This is a genomic window from Domibacillus epiphyticus (assembly GCF_001975785.1).
Lineage (GTDB): Bacteria > Bacillota > Bacilli > Bacillales > Domibacillaceae > Domibacillus > Domibacillus epiphyticus.
The window spans coordinates 180,964-199,754 of sequence record NZ_MSFI01000012.1 but is presented as its reverse complement, the minus strand read 5'-3'; the positions used below and the strand labels follow the sequence as shown (position 1 = coordinate 199,754).

Here is an 18,791-nt window from a genome sequence, read left to right as displayed (position 1 = left end):
TTGACTCCGTCATGCGCTGGTTCGAATCCAGCTAGCCCAGCCATTTTGCGGAAGTAGTTCAGTGGTAGAACATCACCTTGCCAAGGTGGGGGTCGCGGGTTCGAATCCCGTCTTCCGCTCCATAAAATAAGGCGGCATAGCCAAGCGGTAAGGCCAAGGTCTGCAAAACCTTTACCACCGGTTCGAGTCCGGTTGCCGCCTCCATAATGAATTGCCGGCGTGGCGGAATTGGCAGACGCGCTGGACTCAAAATCCAGTTCCTTCACGGGAGTGCCGGTTCGACCCCGGCCGCCGGTATACTCAGCGTTTAAAACGTAAAAAAGAACTTCTACAAGATGTAGAAGTTCTTTTTTTTGTGGGAAATTTCACTTTTCAACAATGACCGTGATAACATGAAAGAAATACATATTGTTTGAAAGGACGATTGTTGAATGAAAATCGCATTTATATCTGATATTCATGGCAATGCAGTGGCACTTGATGCTGTATTGTGTGATATTAAAAAAAAGCAAGTAGATAAAATTTACGTGTTAGGGGACATTTGTTACCGAGGTCCTGAACCGAAGCGGTCTTTACAGCTTATCCAGTCATTGAATACAAATGTGATTAAAGGGAATGCAGATGAGTGGGTTGTACGCGGTGTTCAAAAAGGAGAAGTACCGGATTCAGCAATTGATATGATGAATACTGAGCGTGAGTGGATTTTATCCAATTTAGAAAAAGAGGATATTGATTATCTACAAAAACTCCCTAAAGAACTCCAATTTGATGCAGCTGGTTTGTCTATTCATGTTTTTCACGCCACACCTGACAGTTTATTTGACGTCGTGGTTCCAGGGGAATCCGATGACATACTCAAAACCAAATTAATGTCTTCTTCTGAATCGGATGTATACGTCTATGCCCATATCCACAAGCCATATATACGTTTTATAAATGGGAAAGTATTGATCAACATCGGGAGTGTAGGGCTGCCGTTTGATGGCGTAAAAAAATCATCTTACGCGATTATTAAGATTGAAGAATGTCAAATAAGTACATCGATTGAACGTGTTGAATTTGATGTGGAAAAAGTGGTTAAGCAATATGAGCAATTGGGGTATCCGAATCAAAATATGGTAAACGTCATCCGCAATGCGAGAATTTAAAAGCAAACAACCTCTTTTGGTTACAAATGGGGTTCTTTTGTTTCATAGGGAAGTTAACTGGGTACCGTTCTCTTAGTTGAAAAGAAAATAGTAATTGGGCTGCTCGTATTTGGTGTTCTCAATTCATTTTGAACTTTATATTAAAAAATCAAATAATTCTTATTATAAGAAAAAGATAACTTTACAGAATGTTTCGAATATGGTAAGGTTGTAAACAGTTTCATATTGATTTTCTGCTAGGGGTGTCCGTTAGCCGGACTGAGAGAAGAGCGCGTATTTTGGCTCTTTAACCCTTTGAACCTGATCTGGTTGACACCAGCGTAGGGAAGTAGGGAGAGACGGCTTATACGTCGTTTTAACACACTATTTCACGGGTTCTTTTATTTATTAAAAGAACCCGTTTTTATTTTCTAAGTTGTGTTCTTCCAGATCAGGTTCATTTATTTAAAAGGAGGAATAGGTAAATGAATCGACTGGAAAGTGAAAAAATTGAGTTGCAGTCCCAGTTTCCTGCAAGTGAAAAGGTGTACGTGGAAGGAAGCCGTTCAGATGTGCGTGTTCCGTTTCGGAAAATTAAGTTGGGTGATACACAAACAGATGCAGGTACGTTTAAAAACGAGCCCCTTTCCGTATATGATACAAGCGGTCCATACACAGAACCTGGATTCGTTGCGGATGTACATAAAGGTCTCCCAAGGAGAAGGGAACAGTGGATTAAAGAACGAAATGATACTGAGACATACGCAGGACGCGAAGTAAAACCAGAAGATAACGGTACGAAAGATGCAGCATCTATGTTCCAGCCTGATTTTACTCATGTACCTCGCCGTGCACTAGCCGGAAAAAATGTAACACAAATGCATTACGCAAAAAAAGGGATCATCACACCGGAAATGGAGTATATTGCAATTCGCGAAAATATGGATCCGGAAACCGTTTGTGAAGAAGTGGCGTCTGGCAGGGCGATTATTCCGGCCAATATTAATCATCCAGAAAGTGAACCGATGATTATCGGCAGCCACTTTCATGTGAAAGTAAATGCAAATATCGGCAACTCAGCTGTAAGTTCTTCGATTGAAGAAGAAGTGGAGAAGATGACGTGGGCGACGCATTGGGGTGCAGATACGATCATGGATTTATCAACAGGAAAAAATATTCATGCGACGCGTGAGTTTATAATTCGCAACTCCCCAGTGCCAGTGGGAACCGTTCCAATTTATCAAGCGCTGGAAAAAGTAAACGGGATCGCTGAAAACTTAACGTGGGAAGTGTATCGGGATACATTAATTGAACAGGCGGAACAGGGTGTTGATTATTTTACGATTCATGCGGGTGTGCTGCTCCGCTATATTCCCTTGACAATTAAACGGACAACCGGTATTGTGTCACGAGGCGGTTCAATTTTAGCGCAGTGGTGTCTAGCGCATCATGAAGAAAATTTTCTTTATACACATTTTGAAGAGATTTGCGAAATATTAAAAGCGTATGATATATCCGTGTCATTAGGCGATGGTCTTCGCCCAGGTTCAATTGCTGATGCAAATGATGAAGCGCAATTTGCAGAGCTTGAAACGCTTGGTGAATTGACGAAAATCGCCTGGAAGCATGACGTGCAGGTAATGATAGAAGGACCTGGACATGTACCACTCCATAAAATTAAAGAAAACATTGATAAAGAAATTGAGATCTGCCAAGGGGCTCCTTTTTACACTCTCGGTCCATTGACAACAGATATTGCGCCAGGTTACGATCACATTACATCTGCAATCGGTGCAGCGATGATTGCAATGCACGGTACAGCGATGCTTTGCTATGTAACACCAAAAGAACATCTTGGATTGCCGGATAAAAACGATGTTCGTGAAGGGGTTATTGCTTATAAAATCGCTGCACATGCAGCAGATCTGGCCAAAGGCCATCCAGGAGCACAGAAAAGAGATGATGCGCTGTCAAAAGCGCGCTTTGAGTTTAGATGGCATGATCAGTTTAATCTATCACTTGATCCTGATCGTGCTCGCGAATACCACGATGAAACATTGCCGGCAGAAGGCGCAAAAACAGCTCATTTCTGCTCCATGTGTGGTCCCAAATTTTGCTCAATGCGTATTTCTCACGACCTTCGCAAACAGGCAGCCAATGACGAGGAAATTATGGAAATCGGCATGAAGCAAAAATCAGAAGAATTCGTGCAGACAGGAAGCAAAATATACAGTTAAAGCACATTGTTCGACTTTTCAAATCGATTGTGAAATAATGTTATTTACCCCTGTGCGGGATTTTTCACTGATCTGGAGGGAAGACAATATGCTTTCTGAATATATAAAGCAAAATGAACAGTACCGAAATGAAGTGATCGAAGCAGTAGATGGGCTGACGGATGATAAATTAAATAAACGTCCTGACAGCAGCAGCTGGACAATTATGCAAGTACTTGACCATCTGTATTTAATGGAGCAGGGGATTACGAAAGCAATTGAGTCGGAGCTAAATAATCCGGACAGCGAAAAAGCAGCTCCAAAGCCAATTGAAAAAACGTTAGACCGTTCTAATAAAAAAGACGCACCTGATTTTGCCAAGCCTCCTTATGATTACCGGACGCTTCAGCAAATGAAAGATCGTCTATACATTTCGCGAGATCAACTTATGAGGCTGCTTGACCAGACAAATGAAGAAACATTAAAAAATAAATCATTTCCGCATTCGTCATTCGGACCGATGCCGCTTAACCAATGGGTATCGTTTATTGGATTGCATGAAAAGCGCCACCTGGAGCAAATTGAAGAAATAAAAGAACAATTAAACAAGTAAGCGGGCACCCCCGTTTGCTTGTTTTTTCTATGAAGAGGTGATAGAAATGTATCGGCAATTAAAACAGGAACTGATCGACTACAGCAAAGAAATCGGCATTGATAAAATCGGGTTCGCTGCAGCCGATCCATTTCTGGAATTAAAGCAAAAGCTTGTTCAGCAGCAAGAACTTGGGTATGCGTCAGGTTTTGAAGAAAAAGATATTGAAAAGAGAGTAAACCCCGCCCTTCTGATCGATCAGCCGCGATCGATCATTGCCATTGCTCTTGCGTATCCGTCTAAGCTTGAGGGTGCACCAACAGGGAAAAAGGGTGAACGGCGCGGCTTGTTTTGCCGTGCGTCCTGGGGAGAGGACTACCACGCTATTTTGCGAAAAAAACTAGCTCTTATGGAAGAGTTTTTACAAAAAAAACTATCGGATGTTCAGTGCAAGTCAATGGTAGATACGGGAGAGCTATCTGACCGCGCTGTTGCGGAGCGTGCGGGCATCGGCTGGAGCGCGAAAAACTGCGCAATTATTACGCCGGAATTCGGGTCGTATGTATATCTCGGTGAAATGCTCACAAACGTGCCATTTGAGCCGGATACACCAATGGAAAGTCAATGCGGGAGCTGCAGGAAATGTATCGATGCATGTCCAACGAGTGCACTTGTACAGGGAGGCCAGCTCAATTCACAGCGTTGTATTGCGTATTTAACGCAGACAAAAGATTTTTTGCCGGAGCAGTTTCGAAAACATCTTGGCAATCGTTTATATGGCTGTGATACTTGCCAGACCGTCTGTCCGGAAAATAAGGGGAAGCATGTCCTCATTCATGATGAAATGACGCCAGACCCGGAACAGGTAAAACCACTTCTTGAACCGCTATTGTCGATCAGCAATAAAGAGTTTAAAGAACGGTTTGGATCGATGTCTGGTTCGTGGCGCGGAAAAAAACCAATTCAGCGCAATGCAATTATTGCGCTTGCGCATTTTAAAGAAGAATCGTCGCTGCCGGCTCTTATGCATGTTTTATTCGAAGATCCTCGTCCTGTCATGCGTGGCACGGCTGCGTATGCGATCGGCAAAATTGGCGGGATGGAAGCGGAACATGCGTTGAAACGTGCGTTGATCCATGAAAAAGAAAGTGACGTTCTCGCTGAGATTGAAAAAGCAATTCAAACCTTTCATTCCGTGTTATAATGAATGTTTGAGGAGAGGTGACGATTTGTGGCTGTTCATGTAGTACTTTATCAGCCGGAAATTCCGGCGAATACAGGGAACATAGCGCGGACGTGTGCCGCGACAGGTGCTCCGCTTCATTTAATCAGACCGCTGGGTTTTTCAACGGATGATAAAATGTTAAAGCGTGCAGGACTTGATTACTGGGAGTTTGTGAATATTACCTATTATGACTCGCTGGATGATTTTTTTGAGAAAAATAAAGGTAATATGTTTTATTTATCAAAGTTCGGAACACAGGACCATGCGAAATTTGATTACAGTGATCCAGAACAGGACTATTATTTCATGTTTGGAAAAGAGACGACCGGCTTGCCGAAAGATCTTATTCAAGCGAATTTGGACCGCTGCCTGCGTGTGCCGATGAACGATCATGTCCGTTCGCTAAATCTGTCAAATACTGCGGCGATTCTTGTTTATGAAGCACTTCGCCAGCAAAATTTTCCGGGATTGCATTAAAAAAGGCTGCACCGATTTATTCGGTACAGCCTTTTTATTTTTTCTCATACAAGTATTATGGCAGGACACGCTTTTCTTCAGCAGGAACAAAAATTCGCTAAAGAAATTATTTTGTTCCTGGCTTATCGTCATAGCCAGCTGTGAAAATGGCTGCTAAAAATGCAGCACAAACAGCAAGAACACCTAATAGTCTCATGAATTCATGCTCCTTCCTTCAACGTGAAAGTACATAACTTCCTCCATTATAACGGAAAAAAGCACCATTGTGAACGCTTCTTTTTCAAAATCGTGGCAGGCGTTTTTTCATAATTGGAGAGTTGTCTGCATAAAATCCGGTAAATACGCCCATTGTGAGCGGAGCGGAGGGAGCTATTTATGACGATATTAGATAAAATTCAATCGTGCCGTGCAGAAGAAGAAAAGCTGCGCTGGGAAGGAACGTTTCGCGAGTATTTGGATTTATTGAAAAAACAGCCGCACATTGCTATGCCGGCACATGCGCGTATATATGAAATGATCCGGTCTGCAGGGATTGAAGGGGACCAGTATTCATTTTTTAGTGGAGAATTATTTGGCCTGGATGAAGCGATAAAACGGCTCGTTGAAGAATATTTCCATCCGGCAGCAAAAAAGCTGGACGTACGAAAGCGGATTTTGCTGTTAATGGGACCGGTCGGCGGAGGAAAATCAACGATTGTGTCAATGCTAAAAAGAGGTTTGGAGCAGTTTACTAGAACAGATGCAGGAGCTGTTTATGCGATAAAACATTGCCAAATGGCAGAAGATCCTCTTCATTTAATTCCACGGGAACTGCGGGATGATTTTTTTGAAGAGTATGGAATACGCATTGAGGGATCACTGTCACCGCTGAATGCCTTTAGACTCGAGAATGAATTTGGCGGGAGGATTGAAGATGTCCCAGTTGAACGAATATTTTTTTCGGAAGATCGGCGCAGAGGGATCGGAACATTCAGTCCATCTGATCCGAAATCACAGGACATTGCCGATTTAACCGGCAGCATTGATTTTTCAACTATTGCAGAGTTCGGTTCGGAATCAGATCCGAGAGCATACCGGTTTGACGGCGAATTAAACATTGCAAACAGAGGACTGATGGAGTTTCAGGAAATGCTGAAATGCGATGAAAAATTTTTATGGCATCTGCTGTCACTTACGCAGGAAGGCAATTTTAAAGCAGGGCGGTTTGCGCTTATTTCCGCGGACGAGATGATTATTGCCCACACGAATGAAACGGAATACCGGTCATTTATTGCGGATAAAAAAAATGAAGCTCTTCATTCACGGATGATTGTCATGCCGGTTCCGTACAATTTAAAAGTGTCGGAAGAAGAAAAAATATATGCCAAAATGATCCATGAAAGTGAAGCGGCAGATGTTCATTTTGCGCCTCATACATTCCGGACGGCGGCGATGTTTACGATTTTAACACGATTGAAAGAGTCCAGCCGTGCGAATATCGATTTAGTGATGAAAATGAAGCTGTACGATGGAGCGGCAGTGGAAGGATTGACTGGCCTGGATGCGGCTGAATTGAAAAAGGAGCATCCAGATGAAGGAATGGATGGAATTGACCCGCGCTATGTAATGAATCGGATTTCAGCTGCGATTATAAAGAAAGGGACGAATTCGATTAATGCGCTGGATGTACTTCGTTCCTTGAAAGACGGTCTTGACAGCCATCCGTCCATTTCAAAAGAAGTCCGGGCAAAATATTTGCAGTTTATTTCTGAAGCGCGTAAGCAATATGACGAGACAGCAAAAAAAGAAGTACAGAAAGCGTTTGTCTATTCGTACGAAGAGTCAGCAAGGGCAATGATGGACAATTACCTCGATAATGTCGAGGCGTATTGCAACAAAACGAAACTGAATGATCCGCTGACAGGTGAAGAAATGAATCCAGATGAACGGCTTATGAGATCGATTGAAGAGCAGATAGGGATTTCAGAAAACGCGAAAAAATCATTTCGTGAAGAAATGCTCATTCGTATTTCGGCTTATGCACGCAAAGGAAAGAAATTTGACTACCGTGAGCATGACCGCCTGCGGGAAGCAATTCAAAAGAAACTGTTTTCTGACTTAAAAGATGTGGTGAAAATTACGACATCTTCTGTTGCACCGGATGAGCAGCAGCTGAAAAAGATGAATGAAGTGACAGCACGCCTTATTGATGAGTGCGGCTACAATTCCGTTTCAGCGAATGAACTGCTTCGCTACGTTGGCGGGTTACTGAATCGATAGCATGAAAAAACCCGGTTGAGTGTTAACCGGGTTATTGTTTTCCATCTTTTTGATTATCGTATTGAATGGGATCAGGCTGGCGCTCATCTTGTTTCAATTCTTCATTTGTACGCTGACGCTCCATTTGGCGTCCGAGCTGCTCCATATCTTCAAAACTTGTGACCATAGAATTGAAAGGCTCAACTTTTTGCTCTTTAAAATTCATGATTTGTCACCTCATCTTCATTTGTAAAGAGTTTACCCCGTCGTTTGAAAAATGAAACCGGGAGGCTGCGCAATTGGACAAATTTTATCACATTTCTGAAGAAGACTGGTCATTGCACCGAAAAGGATTTGACGATCAAGAACGACATCGGCAAAAAGTAAAAGAAGCGATTCAAAAAAATTTAGCCGACATGGTGACAGAGGAACAAATTATTATGTCAGACGGCAAAAGAATCGTGAAATTGCCAATCCGATCCTTGCAGGAATATCGAATTCGCTATGCTGAAGAGAAAAATCGTCATGGTGGGCAGGGAAAAGGGGACGTAGGGGATGCGATTGCACGGGCAGGTGACGACCAGGCGACAGCTGGACAAGGGAAAAAAGCAGGAGACGTCCGCGGTGAAGACTATTATGAAGCGGATGTCAGTCTTGCTGAAATTGAAGAAGCACTTTTTTCCGAAATGGAATTACCACGGCTGGTTGAGAAAGAAAAGTCTACATCGTTTATTACAGACTGGAAAATAAATGATATCCGCAAAACAGGGGTAACCGCACGGATCGACAAGAAAAAAACATTATTAGCCGCATTTAAACGCAACTCGCTGTCCGGCATACCAGACTTTTTTCCAGTGCTTCCGGAAGACAGGCGGTTCCGATCGTTTACAGAAGAGAAAACGCCGCAGTCAAAAGCTGTTATTTTTGCCATGATGGACACGAGTGGATCTATGGGGCCATTCGAAAAGTATATTGCCCGCAGTTTTTTCTTCTGGATGACCCGATTTTTAAGGAAAAAATATACGACGGTTGAAATCGTGTTTATCGCTCATCACACAGAAGCCAAGATTGTAGAAGAGGACGATTTTTTTTCAAAAGGGGAGAGTGGAGGAACGATCTGCTCATCTGCATATACACTTGCACTGGAGTTAATTGATAAAAAGTATTCACCAGACCGCTACAATATTTATCCATTTCATTTTTCCGATGGTGATAACTTAGCATCTGATAATCCGCAGTGCGTGACGCTTCTAAAAAAGTTATTGCCGCACTGCCGTATGTTTGGCTACGGTGAAGTCAACCAATATAACCGGACGACCCCGCTTATGTCTGCATTTCGAAAAGTAAATGATCCTCTTTTCCGTTCATATGTCATTCGAAAACGCGAAGAGGTGTACCCAGCTTTGACGTACTTTTTCAAACCGGAAAAAAAATAGGCTTCTGTCGATTAATTACGGAACAAGCTGTCGGATAAAAAAACAAACCGCTTCAAAGCATTGAGCTTTGAAGCGGTTTGTTTAATGCGGCAGGAAAGCGAGCTGATAAAAGAACAGCACCGCAAAAATATAAACGAGCGGGTGAACTTCTTTGTATCGGCCGCGTGCAATTTTTAAAAGTGGATATGAAACGAATCCAAGGGCTATACCTGTTGCAATACTTGATGTAAGCGGCATGCTTAAAATAATGAGAAAAGCGGGAAATGCTTCGTCCAGCTCTCCCCAGTTAATTTTCGCGACGCTTTGCATCATAAGGCAGCCGACGATAATAAGTGCGGGTGCAGTAATCGCAGATATGCCAGAAACCGCAGATACGAGCGGACCAAAAAAAGCAGCTGCAATAAACAGGACAGCAACCGTAACAGATGTTAAACCGGTCCGGCCGCCTGCTGCGACCCCTGTAGATGATTCGATGTATGCACTTGTCGGGCTTGTGCCGACCATTGCGCCAACTGAAGTCGCGACTGAATCAGCAAGAAGTGCTTGCCGCGCTCTTGGCATCTTATTTTCTTTCATTAATCCAGCCTGCTGCGCCACACCAATCATCGTACCCGTTGTATCAAAAATAGTTACGAGTAAAAAGGAAAAGACAACAGCATATAATCCATGCTGTATGACATCAGAAAACGCAGTGATGGGATTAGCTGAGATGAATCCTTCCGGTAAAGAAGGAGTGCCGATAAATCCGTGATCAAAAGAAAGCTGTCCTGTGAAAAAAGCAACAAGACCCGTCACAATCATCCCGATAAATAAAGAGCCGTTCACTCCGCGAACCATTAAAATTATGGTAATGGCCAGTCCAAATAAAGCAAGCAAAGCAGATGGGCTGTGCAGGTCACCGAGTTTGACCAGATTATTTGGATCAGATGCAATGATCCCTGTTAGGCGCAGCCCGATAAACGCAATGAAAAGACCAATACCAGCGGAAATTCCATGTTTCAAATTAGATGGAATTGCTTCAATCAATTTTTCACGCAGTGGTGTTAAGGATAATACTACGAATAATAAACCTGAAATAAACACAGCCGCAAACGCTGTTTCAAAAGTAATACCGCCATGAGATCCAACGACCGAGTAGGCAAAGTATGCATTCATGCCCATTCCGGGTGCAATGGCGATCGGATAATTCGCGAATAGGCCCATCCATAGCGTGCCGACAACTGCTGCGATAATCGTTGCAGTAAATACTTGTTCAAACGGCACGCCGGCATCCTGCAAGATGAGCGGGTTGACAACCACAATGTAAACCATTGTTAAAAAGGTCGTCAAGCCGGCTAACATTTCCGTTTTGACGGAAGTGCCGTTTTCAGATAATTTAAACATAAACAAATTCCTCCAAAATACGAACATTTAAAAATCCATGTTTAATGTTATTCCTTTTAGGAAATGGATGCAAGCAGCAAATAAAAACCACCCCGACATGGCGGGATGGTGTACTATTCTTATTTTGCGTACGTAATGAGGTTTTTAACCGGAATTCGGTCTGTTGGACGTCCTTCTTGCAGCTTGCGTCCTATCGTAATAAGCATCGTCGGCAAGTAGCGTTTTGACACATTAAATGTTTCGACAAGAGCAGATGCATTAAAACCGCCGATAGGGCATGTGTCAAATCCTTTTGCCCGGGCTGCCAGCATAAATTGCATCGCTGCAAGCGAAGAATTCAAAATGGCTCCATCACGCGGATATTCTGCATGTTTATAAGCACCGTTGATTTGACCGGCCAATATTTCTTTCAATTCCGGAGTCATTTCATTCGCTTCTACCTGCGGATCGAAAACAGGGTCAATATTATGGTAGCCTTCAAGATCCCCTAAAATGCAAATAACTGCGGATGCATCGACAATTTGCTTCTGGTTGTAAGCAATGGGCAATAATTTTTCCTGTACGTCTTTTCCGTGGAAAACGAGGAAATGCCATTGCTGTAAGTTCCATGCTGACGGTGCCCGGCCTGCTGTTTCCAACAGCGCTGTTAATTCGTCTGTCGATATTTCAGCCGCTGGATCGTATATTTTAACCGAACGACGGCTCAATGCGACATCAAAAAAATCTGACATATAGTAAAGCCTCCTAAATTGTACAACTTTTTACATATCCGATATGATAAGTTCATTAATCACTTTTCGTAAGTTATATTCGCTATTCACTTTAATCAAATTCGCACAGTTCGTCAAGAAATTGAATTTTATAGAACGGGAGTGAGTATTCGTGCTTGGTGATAAACAAGAAAAAATATTGATCATTGTCATGTTTGTTCTTGCTGCTATCTTGTTTGCTGCTATTTTATATATATATGTCTTTTGAAAAAAAGCTGAATTCTTAAAAGAGTTCAGCTGAAATATTTCTACTATTGTGTCGAAGAAAAAAGCTCTTTGATGAGAATTGGAACGGGTGATTCTGCCGAAACGAGATCATTGGTAAAAGGATTCGGAACGGTTAATTTTGCAGCGTGAAGCAGCTGGTAATCAAATGTGGATGAACCGCCATATAGAGAATCACCGGCAATGGGATGACCGATTGAAGCGAGATGGACGCGTATTTGATGGGTGCGTCCTGTTTCAAGACGGCATTCGACCAGTGAAAAAACATCCTTTTTTTCCATTACCTTAAAGTGTGTTACGGCGTTTTGCCCGGAAGGTGAAATACGCCGCCGTGATGGATGATGACGGTCTTTCCCGATCGGTGCTTTGATTGTACCAGAATTTTTTTTCAACCTTCCATCCACAACAGCGTAATACGTCCGATAAATTGTTTTTTCTTCCAAGAGACGTGAAAAAACTGCATATGCTGCTTCATGTTTGGCAAATAGCACGGCGCCGCTCGTCCATTCATCAAGACGGTGCACGTGGCGGACAGGAAGCGTGTCACCTGATAAGGAAACGTGATAACAAATTTCGTTTAAAAGTGTATTTGTCTCCCCGGCTTCATTTGGATGGGTTTTCATTCCCGCTGGTTTATCGGCAATAATCATATGATCATCCTCGTACAAGATGGACGGTTCAGAATAAACCGGTTCAGCGCCGAATGGAGCTGTCTGAAAAAAAGGGACAGACAGCCGTGACCCAACGGGCATTGGCATGCGCCAATTTACCGATTTGCCATCCAACTTCACCAGGTTATCCATGCGCCAGCGATGAAGTAACTTCTTCGGCAGTTTCCAAATGGTAAAAAATAATTCTTCTATGGTCATGCCGTTCCATTCGGAGGGAATTTGAAGCGAAAAGAGTGAACCTTGTCGAAGGGTGTTCATTAATATCATCCTTTTCTGAAAAATAAATAATTATGATTATCGGATTTTGTGTTATTATTTTAAAAGACTGCAAATAAAGGTGGCTGTCCCATGGTAATGATTATTTCTTCAACAATCGAACAGGAAGAAAAAATAAAAAGCTTAAGCAAGTACCTGTCGCAACATGTATTTCCGCGTTACCTTGATTCACAAAAGGGAGAAAATTTGTTCCTTTTAAATGAAGAAACGCTAGAAAATATCGAATCTTTACACGATGCTTCCCGAGTGATTACAGCGCTTACTACCATTATATCCATTCTTGAAACGGCTCATTTATCAGCTTCATATGAGGAGCTGTTTATGGATAGTGTTGAGACACTACGCAGTTATCGCATTGCTTTTCCATTTCCGCTTTCATTTTTCATTGAACGAAAGCCCGTTGAATTTAGTTAAAAAAAAGCTGTCTTCTGCCATTTTTTCTGCAGAAGACAGCTATTTCTTTATTGCTGTTCTTTTGTTTGTTCAAGGAAAGAATGCCATTCACTCTCTGGCTGGCTGCCAACAAGACGGTCTTTTTCCACACCGCCTTCAAAATAAATAAGTGTTGGCGTGTATTCAATCTTATATTCTTCCCATCCTTGCTCAAATTCAAGAAGGTTGTACTGAAGAACCTCTACATTTTCGTCATCCGCAATCGGCATCAACACAGGGGTTGTTTCTTGACAATGCGGGCAAGTCGGGCTGAAGAAATACACAACGGCATCTTCACCATCTTCAAGTTTTTTTTCAAGATCATCGGGCAAAACGATGTTTTGATAGTTTGGGTCATCGAGCTGCTGGACTGTTTCAGTATGTAGATCATCTTTTCCATATGGATTTCCTTCTGATGCCTGTTCTTTCTGATACTGCGTAATAAAGGCAATAGCACCGAATACCAACACGAGCACTACTGCGAAAATAATCACTTTTTTCAATGTTAGTCACCTTTTCCCTTTAAAATCAATAAACTGGCGATGAAAATAATCGTAAATGCTGTAAGTGCAAGAAACGGAATCGTAATAAAACCAAGCCAGTTAATGTACATGCCTGTGCATGGAACACGTCCGCATGCGGGAGCTGCATCCGTTAAAACGTCCACTTTTTGAATGCCATAATGATATAAAGAGATAAGTCCGCCAATGCCGGAAAGTGCGAGGGAATACATCGCTGCCTTCACATCTTTTCTCACGACGGCGATTCCTAAAACAAGGACGATCGGATACATCAAAATGCGTTGATACCAGCACAGCTCACATGGTTCATAGCCGACAACTTCTGAGAAATAAAGGCTGCCGAGCATCGCTGTGAAAGACGCCGCCCATGCGGTGAAAAGCAAATTGTCTTTTTTTAGCATCATTTTCCCTGCCTATAATGAATTTAATTTCTGAACAATAGCATTATAGTATTAATTGTGTTGAAAAGTAAAATATTGTGTCGATGAATTAATCTGTAAAATGGGGTATACAGATGGTATCATAAAAGAAATACGAGTTTGGAGGGGTAGTCTGTGGCCTGGAAAGAAGAGTACAGCCGGTGGACAAATCATCCGGTCCTTGATCAAGAAATGAAAGATTTACTTGTAAACATTGAAAACGATGAAAAGAGTTTAGAAGATGCATTTTACAAAAATCTTGAATTTGGTACAGGCGGGATGCGCGGCGAAATTGGTGCCGGTACAAACCGCATGAATGTATATACAATTCGCAAAGCATCTGCTGGGCTTGCTGCTTACATATCAGACGTGGGAGAAGAAGCGAAAAGGCGCGGTGTTGTCATTGCGTATGATTCGCGTCATAAGTCACCTGAATTTGCGATGGAAAGTGCGAAAACGCTCGCTTCTGCCGGCATTCAAACGTATATTTTTGATGAACTGCGCCCGACGCCCGAACTATCGTTTGCAGTTCGTCACCTACAGGCATATGCGGGCATCGTCATTACGGCGAGCCATAATCCACCTGAATACAACGGATATAAAGTTTATGGTCACGATGGCGCGCAGCTTGCTCCGGAAGCTGCTGACCACGTCATAAAAAAAGTATATGCAGCAGGAGACGAACTTTTAATTAAAGTGGAAGACGAGTCTGTGTTAAAAGAAAAAGGGCTTATTAAAATGATTGGTGGAGACATAGACAAAGCTTATGTTGACAAGCTTGTAACGATTTCCGAATGGCCGGAGGCAGCAAGAGACACGGATATTCACGTTGTGTTTTCTCCGCTTCATGGAACAGGAAACAAACCAGTTAGACAGGCACTCGAAGCGCTCGGTTATAAAAATGTGACAGTTGTTGCCGAACAGGAACAGCCTGATGCAAATTTTTCCACGGTGAAATCCCCAAATCCAGAAGAAAAGGCAGCGTTTGAATTAGCAATCCGCGATGGACAAAAAGTCGACGCTGACATTTTAATTGCAACAGATCCAGACGCAGACCGTCTTGGCGTTGCCGTAAAAGACGGAGATGGCGGTTATGTGCTTTTGACAGGAAATGAAACGGGTGCTGTGCTTGTGGACTACATTCTTTCCCGTAAAAAAGAAAGAGGGACTCTGCCAGATAACGGACGAATCTTCAAAACAATCGTCACCTCTGAAATTGGACGTGCAGCGGCAGCACAATACGGGATATCGTGCGAAGATGTGTTGACCGGTTTTAAATTTATCGGAGAAAAAATAGAAACGTACAATTCTACAGGCGAGTATACATTTTTATTTGGATATGAAGAAAGTTATGGCTATTTAATCAGTGATTTCGCACGCGATAAAGATGCAGTCCAGGCGGCGATTATGGCTGTTGAAGCATGTGCGTATTACAAAAAGCAGGGCAAGACTCTTCACGATGCGCTTATGGATTTATATGACCGTGTCGGTTTTTTCAAAGAAGGCCTGCAATCTTTGACGCTAAAAGGAAAAGATGGAGCTGAACAAATCCGCGCGCTTCTCACTTCATTCCGTGAAAACCCGCCTGCACAAATCGCAGGTATTCCGATCACATCGATTGAAGACTACCAAACAGGCGAGCGGACAATTCTTACGACAAATGAGAAAGAAACAATTAAATTGCCGGCATCGAACGTGCTGAAATATTTTCTTGAAGACGGTACATGGGTTTGTGTGCGGCCATCGGGAACTGAGCCGAAAGTGAAATTTTATTTCGGTGTGAAAGACGAGACATATGCCGGTGTTGTCGAAAAACTTGAACGCGTGCAATCACAGTTTATGGAACGTATTCAAGCCTTGGTGCATTAATGGAGGAGAGACAGAATTCAATTCTGTCTCTCTTTTTTCATGTTTATTTTTCCGCTGCATAAAATGAAGCAGGGGGGATGGCGGATGGAGCAAAATAATCTGCAAAATGCAATTGATGAAATAACAGATATTGCCGCCGGTTTCGGTCTCGATTTTTATTCAATGCGCTATGAAATTTGTCCTGCTGACATTATTTACACGTTCGGTGCTTATGGCATGCCAGCCCGCTTTTCGCATTGGCGATTCGGCAAACGGTTTTACAAAATGAAGCTTCAGTACGAAATGGGGCTCAGCAAAATATACGAACTCGTGATCAACACCGATCCATGCAGTGCGTTTTTATTAAATACGAATTCACTCATTCAAAATAAATTAATTATTGCCCACGTCCTGGCGCACTCAGATTTCTTTAAAAATAATGCCCATTTTAAAAAGACGAATCGGCAAATGGAGACGGCGATGGGTGCGGCTGCTGAGCGTATTCAGGAATTAACAGATGAATACGGGATTGACCGGGTGGAGCCATTTTTAGATGCGGTTTTGTCGATTGAAGAACATGTTGACCCGAACGGGGATATTGGCGGAGCCGATTCGAAACCATCACTTCCGAAAAAGCATCTGTATGATGACTTATGGGAGAGGACAGATGATGAGCAGGTGACAGAAGAACTGTTTCGTGAAAAAGATATGCTCAAATTTATTGCAGAAAAAAGCACTGTCCTGGAAGACTGGCAGCGGGAAGTGATCATGATTGTACGGTCGGAAATGCTGTATTTCTGGCCTCAAATGGAAACAAAGATCATGAATGAAGGATGGGCATCGTACTGGCATATGCGGATTATGCGGGAGCTTGATTTGCCGGAATCGGAAGCGATAGAATATGCACGTTTAAACGCAGAGGTTGTGCAGCCATCGAAAATGGGAATGAATCCGTATTATGTTGGTGTAAAACTGTACGAGCACATAGAACAACAATTCGGCAGCAGGGAAAAGTTGTTTGATGTGCGGGCAATGGAGTCGGACATATCGTTTTTACGAAATTATATGACCAAGGATTTTGTTGAAAAAGAAGAGATGTATTTGTTTGAAAAGAAAGGAAGTCACTGGACAATCACGGAGAAAGATTGGGAGAAAATTCGCGATCATTTAACCTCCTCGAAAATCAATGGTGGATTTCCGCATTTATGTGTGACGGATGGCGATTATTTGAAGTCAGGGGAGCTTTATATTATTCATTCATTCGAAGGGGTGGAACTTGATCTCGGTTATTTGGAACACACGATGCCTCACATTTATACTTTATGGGGGAAGCCGATTCACATTGAAACAGTGGTGGATGGCAGAATTGTCGTTTTTTCATATGGCAAAGACGGGGTAAAAAGAAAGTACGGAAAAACAGTTTAACTGTTAGACCATTAAACATGGAATCGAAAACTTTACGAAGGGAGACGAACCGGAGAAATCGCATTAATTGCGATCCTCTGATTCGTTTCCAGCTGTTTGGGCAGCAAGTCTCTCTATAATACGGCGTTTACGGTACAGCATCATGCCAGCGTCGGCGATATCTTCAATCATCGAACGGTTTGAAATGGCGCCGAATATGATGCCAATTACAGGCACAAGGCGAAAGATCTTTTTTAAACTATACTGCTCGCGGTACGCAATGACGACTTCGCGCCAGCCTTGCAAATGGGAAATCATCTGTTTGTTATTGTCACGGCTGGCGTAATTGGATAATTCCTTTAAAATCGCTTTTTTGCCGACAACATCCGATGATGTAAACTGAAGACATTTAATAATAAAGATTCGCTCTTCACGGTCGTTCGGATCATACCCATATGACACGGCAATTTCTTGCAATGTTTTTAACGAAATGGCGAGGGTCGCTGGAATATCTGCAGCCAGCGTTAAAAAACCGCCCACACCCGTTGCTGCACCTTGTACTGTAGCAGCCCCAGCATGAGATTTTTGGATGGACAGCGCAGTTTTATCCATTGCTTTCAGCGGCACATTAGCGGCATCTTCAATCGTATGAACAGGCATTTCTGCATGGCGTTCAAGCTTTTTTAAAATACCTCGCTCTTGCGTTAAATATTTTCCTCCGCTTTGAATGTAATAACCGATCTCATCCAGCAGAGCACTGATGCGTTTTTGGATAAATGCGGGTGTCATCCGGTCCAATAGAGTGAATGGCAGACGGGCAACTTTATCCCAGATCCACAACCCTTTTTGATCATTCTCCCAACGTGCAATTACTTCTAGTTCCTCTTCCAATATTTCTTTTGTTTCCATGATGAATAATCCCTGCCTTTCATTTCTTTTTACGAATAAACAAAAACAAAGTTTCATAAAAAAACCTGCTTCGTAAATTGATTCCGAAGACAGGTCATATCAATTCCCGTTTTAATTCTTTCACTTTAACAGCGAGTTCATCGCAGACAAATTGGTAAGCAGCCCATCGCTCTGGCATTTTATCACAATGCACCGGGTTTGGTATATTCCAGCGCAATACCTTGTGTTTAGGTTCATCAGGAAGCGATGGTAAACTGTCACGCTGAAAATCATAGATCTCAACAACAACATCTGCTTCTTTGACTAGCTGGGGTTTAAGAGAACGAGGTGTGTTGTTGACAATGTCAATATTAACTTCTTTCATCGCTTCTACAGGCAGGATATCGTCATCAGCATTCATGTAAGAAGCGCTAATGACATTCCAAGACGGTACATTTAATCGTGAGGCCCATCCTTCAGCCATCATGCTAAGATGATTGACAGGAGACAGGAATAAAATGGTTTTGTTTTTCATGACCGCAGACCCCTTTGATGTGATGGCTATACTTTTTTATACCCATTCCCCGCATAAATAAGCATCTATGTTTAAAACTAAATGTAATGTCTATTCTTATGTTATAGT

18 protein-coding genes, 3 tRNA genes and 1 riboswitch are annotated in these 18,791 nt (G+C 42.6%); of the genes, 13 read left to right on the top strand and 8 right to left on the bottom strand.

Translation table 11 applies throughout. The features are described 5' to 3' along the window. Positions 1 to 47 precede the first annotated feature (47 nt). The 9 genes from BTO28_RS09370 (at position 48) to BTO28_RS09330 (ending at position 7,896) form a co-directional block, all read left to right on the top strand. Positions 48 to 122, top strand: a tRNA-Gly gene (locus BTO28_RS09370). A gap of 8 nt (positions 123 to 130) precedes the next feature. After that, positions 131 to 204: transfer RNA gene (locus tag BTO28_RS09365), tRNA-Cys, on the top strand. A gap of 9 nt (positions 205 to 213) precedes the next feature. Further along, positions 214 to 297, top strand: a tRNA-Leu gene (locus BTO28_RS09360). A gap of 134 nt (positions 298 to 431) precedes the next feature. Further along, positions 432 to 1,148: a metallophosphoesterase family protein gene (locus BTO28_RS09355; protein WP_076765564.1), complete on the top strand. Its 717-nt coding sequence runs from the start codon at positions 432 to 434 to the stop codon at positions 1,146 to 1,148. 228 nt (positions 1,149 to 1,376) lie between these two features. Further along, positions 1,377 to 1,492, top strand: a riboswitch (TPP riboswitch). Positions 1,493 to 1,612: 120 nt separating this feature from the next. After that, on the top strand, positions 1,613 to 3,364 hold the full coding sequence (gene thiC, locus BTO28_RS09350; protein ID WP_076765562.1) for a phosphomethylpyrimidine synthase ThiC: 1,752 nt from the start codon (positions 1,613 to 1,615) through the stop codon (positions 3,362 to 3,364). An 88-nt stretch (positions 3,365 to 3,452) separates the two neighbouring features. Then, positions 3,453 to 3,956, top strand: coding sequence for a DinB family protein (locus tag BTO28_RS09345; protein WP_076765560.1), 504 nt, complete (start codon positions 3,453 to 3,455; stop codon positions 3,954 to 3,956). Positions 3,957 to 4,002: 46 nt separating this feature from the next. After that, a complete protein-coding gene (gene queG, locus BTO28_RS09340; RefSeq protein WP_076765559.1) occupies positions 4,003 to 5,139 on the top strand; it encodes a tRNA epoxyqueuosine(34) reductase QueG in 1,137 nt (378 codons plus the stop codon). A 27-nt stretch (positions 5,140 to 5,166) separates the two neighbouring features. Then, on the top strand, positions 5,167 to 5,637 hold the full coding sequence (gene trmL / locus BTO28_RS09335; RefSeq protein WP_076765557.1) for a tRNA (uridine(34)/cytosine(34)/5-carboxymethylaminomethyluridine(34)-2'-O)-methyltransferase TrmL: 471 nt from the start codon (positions 5,167 to 5,169) through the stop codon (positions 5,635 to 5,637). A 375-nt stretch (positions 5,638 to 6,012) separates the two neighbouring features. After that, complete coding sequence (locus BTO28_RS09330; protein WP_076765555.1) at positions 6,013 to 7,896, top strand: PrkA family serine protein kinase; 1,884 nt, start codon at positions 6,013 to 6,015, stop codon at positions 7,894 to 7,896. A gap of 31 nt (positions 7,897 to 7,927) precedes the next feature. On the opposite strand, the gene BTO28_RS17280 is transcribed toward BTO28_RS09330, so the two are convergent. Continuing rightward, positions 7,928 to 8,101, bottom strand: a complete 174-nt coding sequence (locus tag BTO28_RS17280) for a hypothetical protein (protein ID WP_198936756.1) — start codon at positions 8,099 to 8,101, stop codon at positions 7,928 to 7,930. A 73-nt stretch (positions 8,102 to 8,174) separates the two neighbouring features. Between BTO28_RS17280 and yhbH the strand changes: the two genes are divergently transcribed. Then, positions 8,175 to 9,311, top strand: a complete 1,137-nt coding sequence (gene yhbH / locus BTO28_RS09325) for a sporulation protein YhbH (RefSeq protein WP_076765553.1) — start codon at positions 8,175 to 8,177, stop codon at positions 9,309 to 9,311. Between the two features lie 81 nt (positions 9,312 to 9,392). On the opposite strand, the gene BTO28_RS09320 is transcribed toward yhbH, so the two are convergent. The 3 genes from BTO28_RS09320 to BTO28_RS09310 all read right to left on the bottom strand — a co-directional run bounded on the left by BTO28_RS09320 (position 9,393) and on the right by BTO28_RS09310 (position 12,618). Further along, on the bottom strand, positions 9,393 to 10,694 hold the full coding sequence (locus BTO28_RS09320) for an NCS2 family permease (RefSeq protein ID WP_076765551.1): 1,302 nt from the start codon (positions 10,692 to 10,694) through the stop codon (positions 9,393 to 9,395). Between the two features lie 119 nt (positions 10,695 to 10,813). Then, the gene (locus BTO28_RS09315; protein WP_076765549.1) at positions 10,814 to 11,425 is read right to left on the bottom strand and encodes a nitroreductase family protein; all 612 of its coding nucleotides are present in this window, start codon (positions 11,423 to 11,425) and stop codon (positions 10,814 to 10,816) included. 290 nt (positions 11,426 to 11,715) lie between these two features. Next, entirely contained in the window at positions 11,716 to 12,618 is a 903-nt protein-coding gene (locus BTO28_RS09310; protein WP_076765546.1) for an RluA family pseudouridine synthase, read from the bottom strand. Positions 12,619 to 12,708: 90 nt separating this feature from the next. Here BTO28_RS09310 and BTO28_RS09305 point away from each other — a divergent pair, with 90 nt between their 5' ends. After that, positions 12,709 to 13,050 (top strand): DUF5365 family protein, encoded by a 342-nt coding sequence (locus BTO28_RS09305; protein ID WP_076765544.1) that lies wholly within the window; start codon positions 12,709 to 12,711, stop codon positions 13,048 to 13,050. A gap of 47 nt (positions 13,051 to 13,097) precedes the next feature. On the opposite strand, the gene BTO28_RS09300 is transcribed toward BTO28_RS09305, so the two are convergent. Together BTO28_RS09300 and BTO28_RS09295 are read right to left on the bottom strand one after the other, a co-directional pair. Beyond that, complete coding sequence (locus BTO28_RS09300; protein ID WP_408606653.1) at positions 13,098 to 13,562, bottom strand: thioredoxin family protein; 465 nt, start codon at positions 13,560 to 13,562, stop codon at positions 13,098 to 13,100. Between the two features lie 11 nt (positions 13,563 to 13,573). Then, positions 13,574 to 13,993 carry a disulfide formation protein C gene (locus tag BTO28_RS09295; protein ID WP_095532668.1) on the bottom strand — a complete coding sequence of 140 codons (420 nt, stop codon included), beginning with the start codon at positions 13,991 to 13,993 and terminating at the stop codon, positions 13,574 to 13,576. Positions 13,994 to 14,143: 150 nt separating this feature from the next. On the opposite strand from BTO28_RS09295, the gene BTO28_RS09290 reads away from it, so the two are divergent. Together BTO28_RS09290 and BTO28_RS09285 are read left to right on the top strand one after the other, a co-directional pair. Next, a complete protein-coding gene (locus BTO28_RS09290) occupies positions 14,144 to 15,877 on the top strand; it encodes a phospho-sugar mutase (protein ID WP_076765538.1) in 1,734 nt (577 codons plus the stop codon). 84 nt (positions 15,878 to 15,961) lie between these two features. Then, entirely contained in the window at positions 15,962 to 17,281 is a 1,320-nt protein-coding gene (locus BTO28_RS09285; RefSeq protein WP_076765536.1) for a SpoVR family protein, read from the top strand. Between the two features lie 63 nt (positions 17,282 to 17,344). Here BTO28_RS09285 and BTO28_RS09280 read toward each other — a convergent pair whose 3' ends face one another. Then, positions 17,345 to 18,169, bottom strand: coding sequence for an EcsC family protein (locus tag BTO28_RS09280; RefSeq protein ID WP_076765600.1), 825 nt, complete (start codon positions 18,167 to 18,169; stop codon positions 17,345 to 17,347). A gap of 94 nt (positions 18,170 to 18,263) precedes the next feature. Then, positions 18,264 to 18,683: a low molecular weight phosphatase family protein gene (locus tag BTO28_RS09275; protein WP_076765534.1), complete on the bottom strand. Its 420-nt coding sequence runs from the start codon at positions 18,681 to 18,683 to the stop codon at positions 18,264 to 18,266. Positions 18,684 to 18,791: the final 108 nt, after the last annotated feature.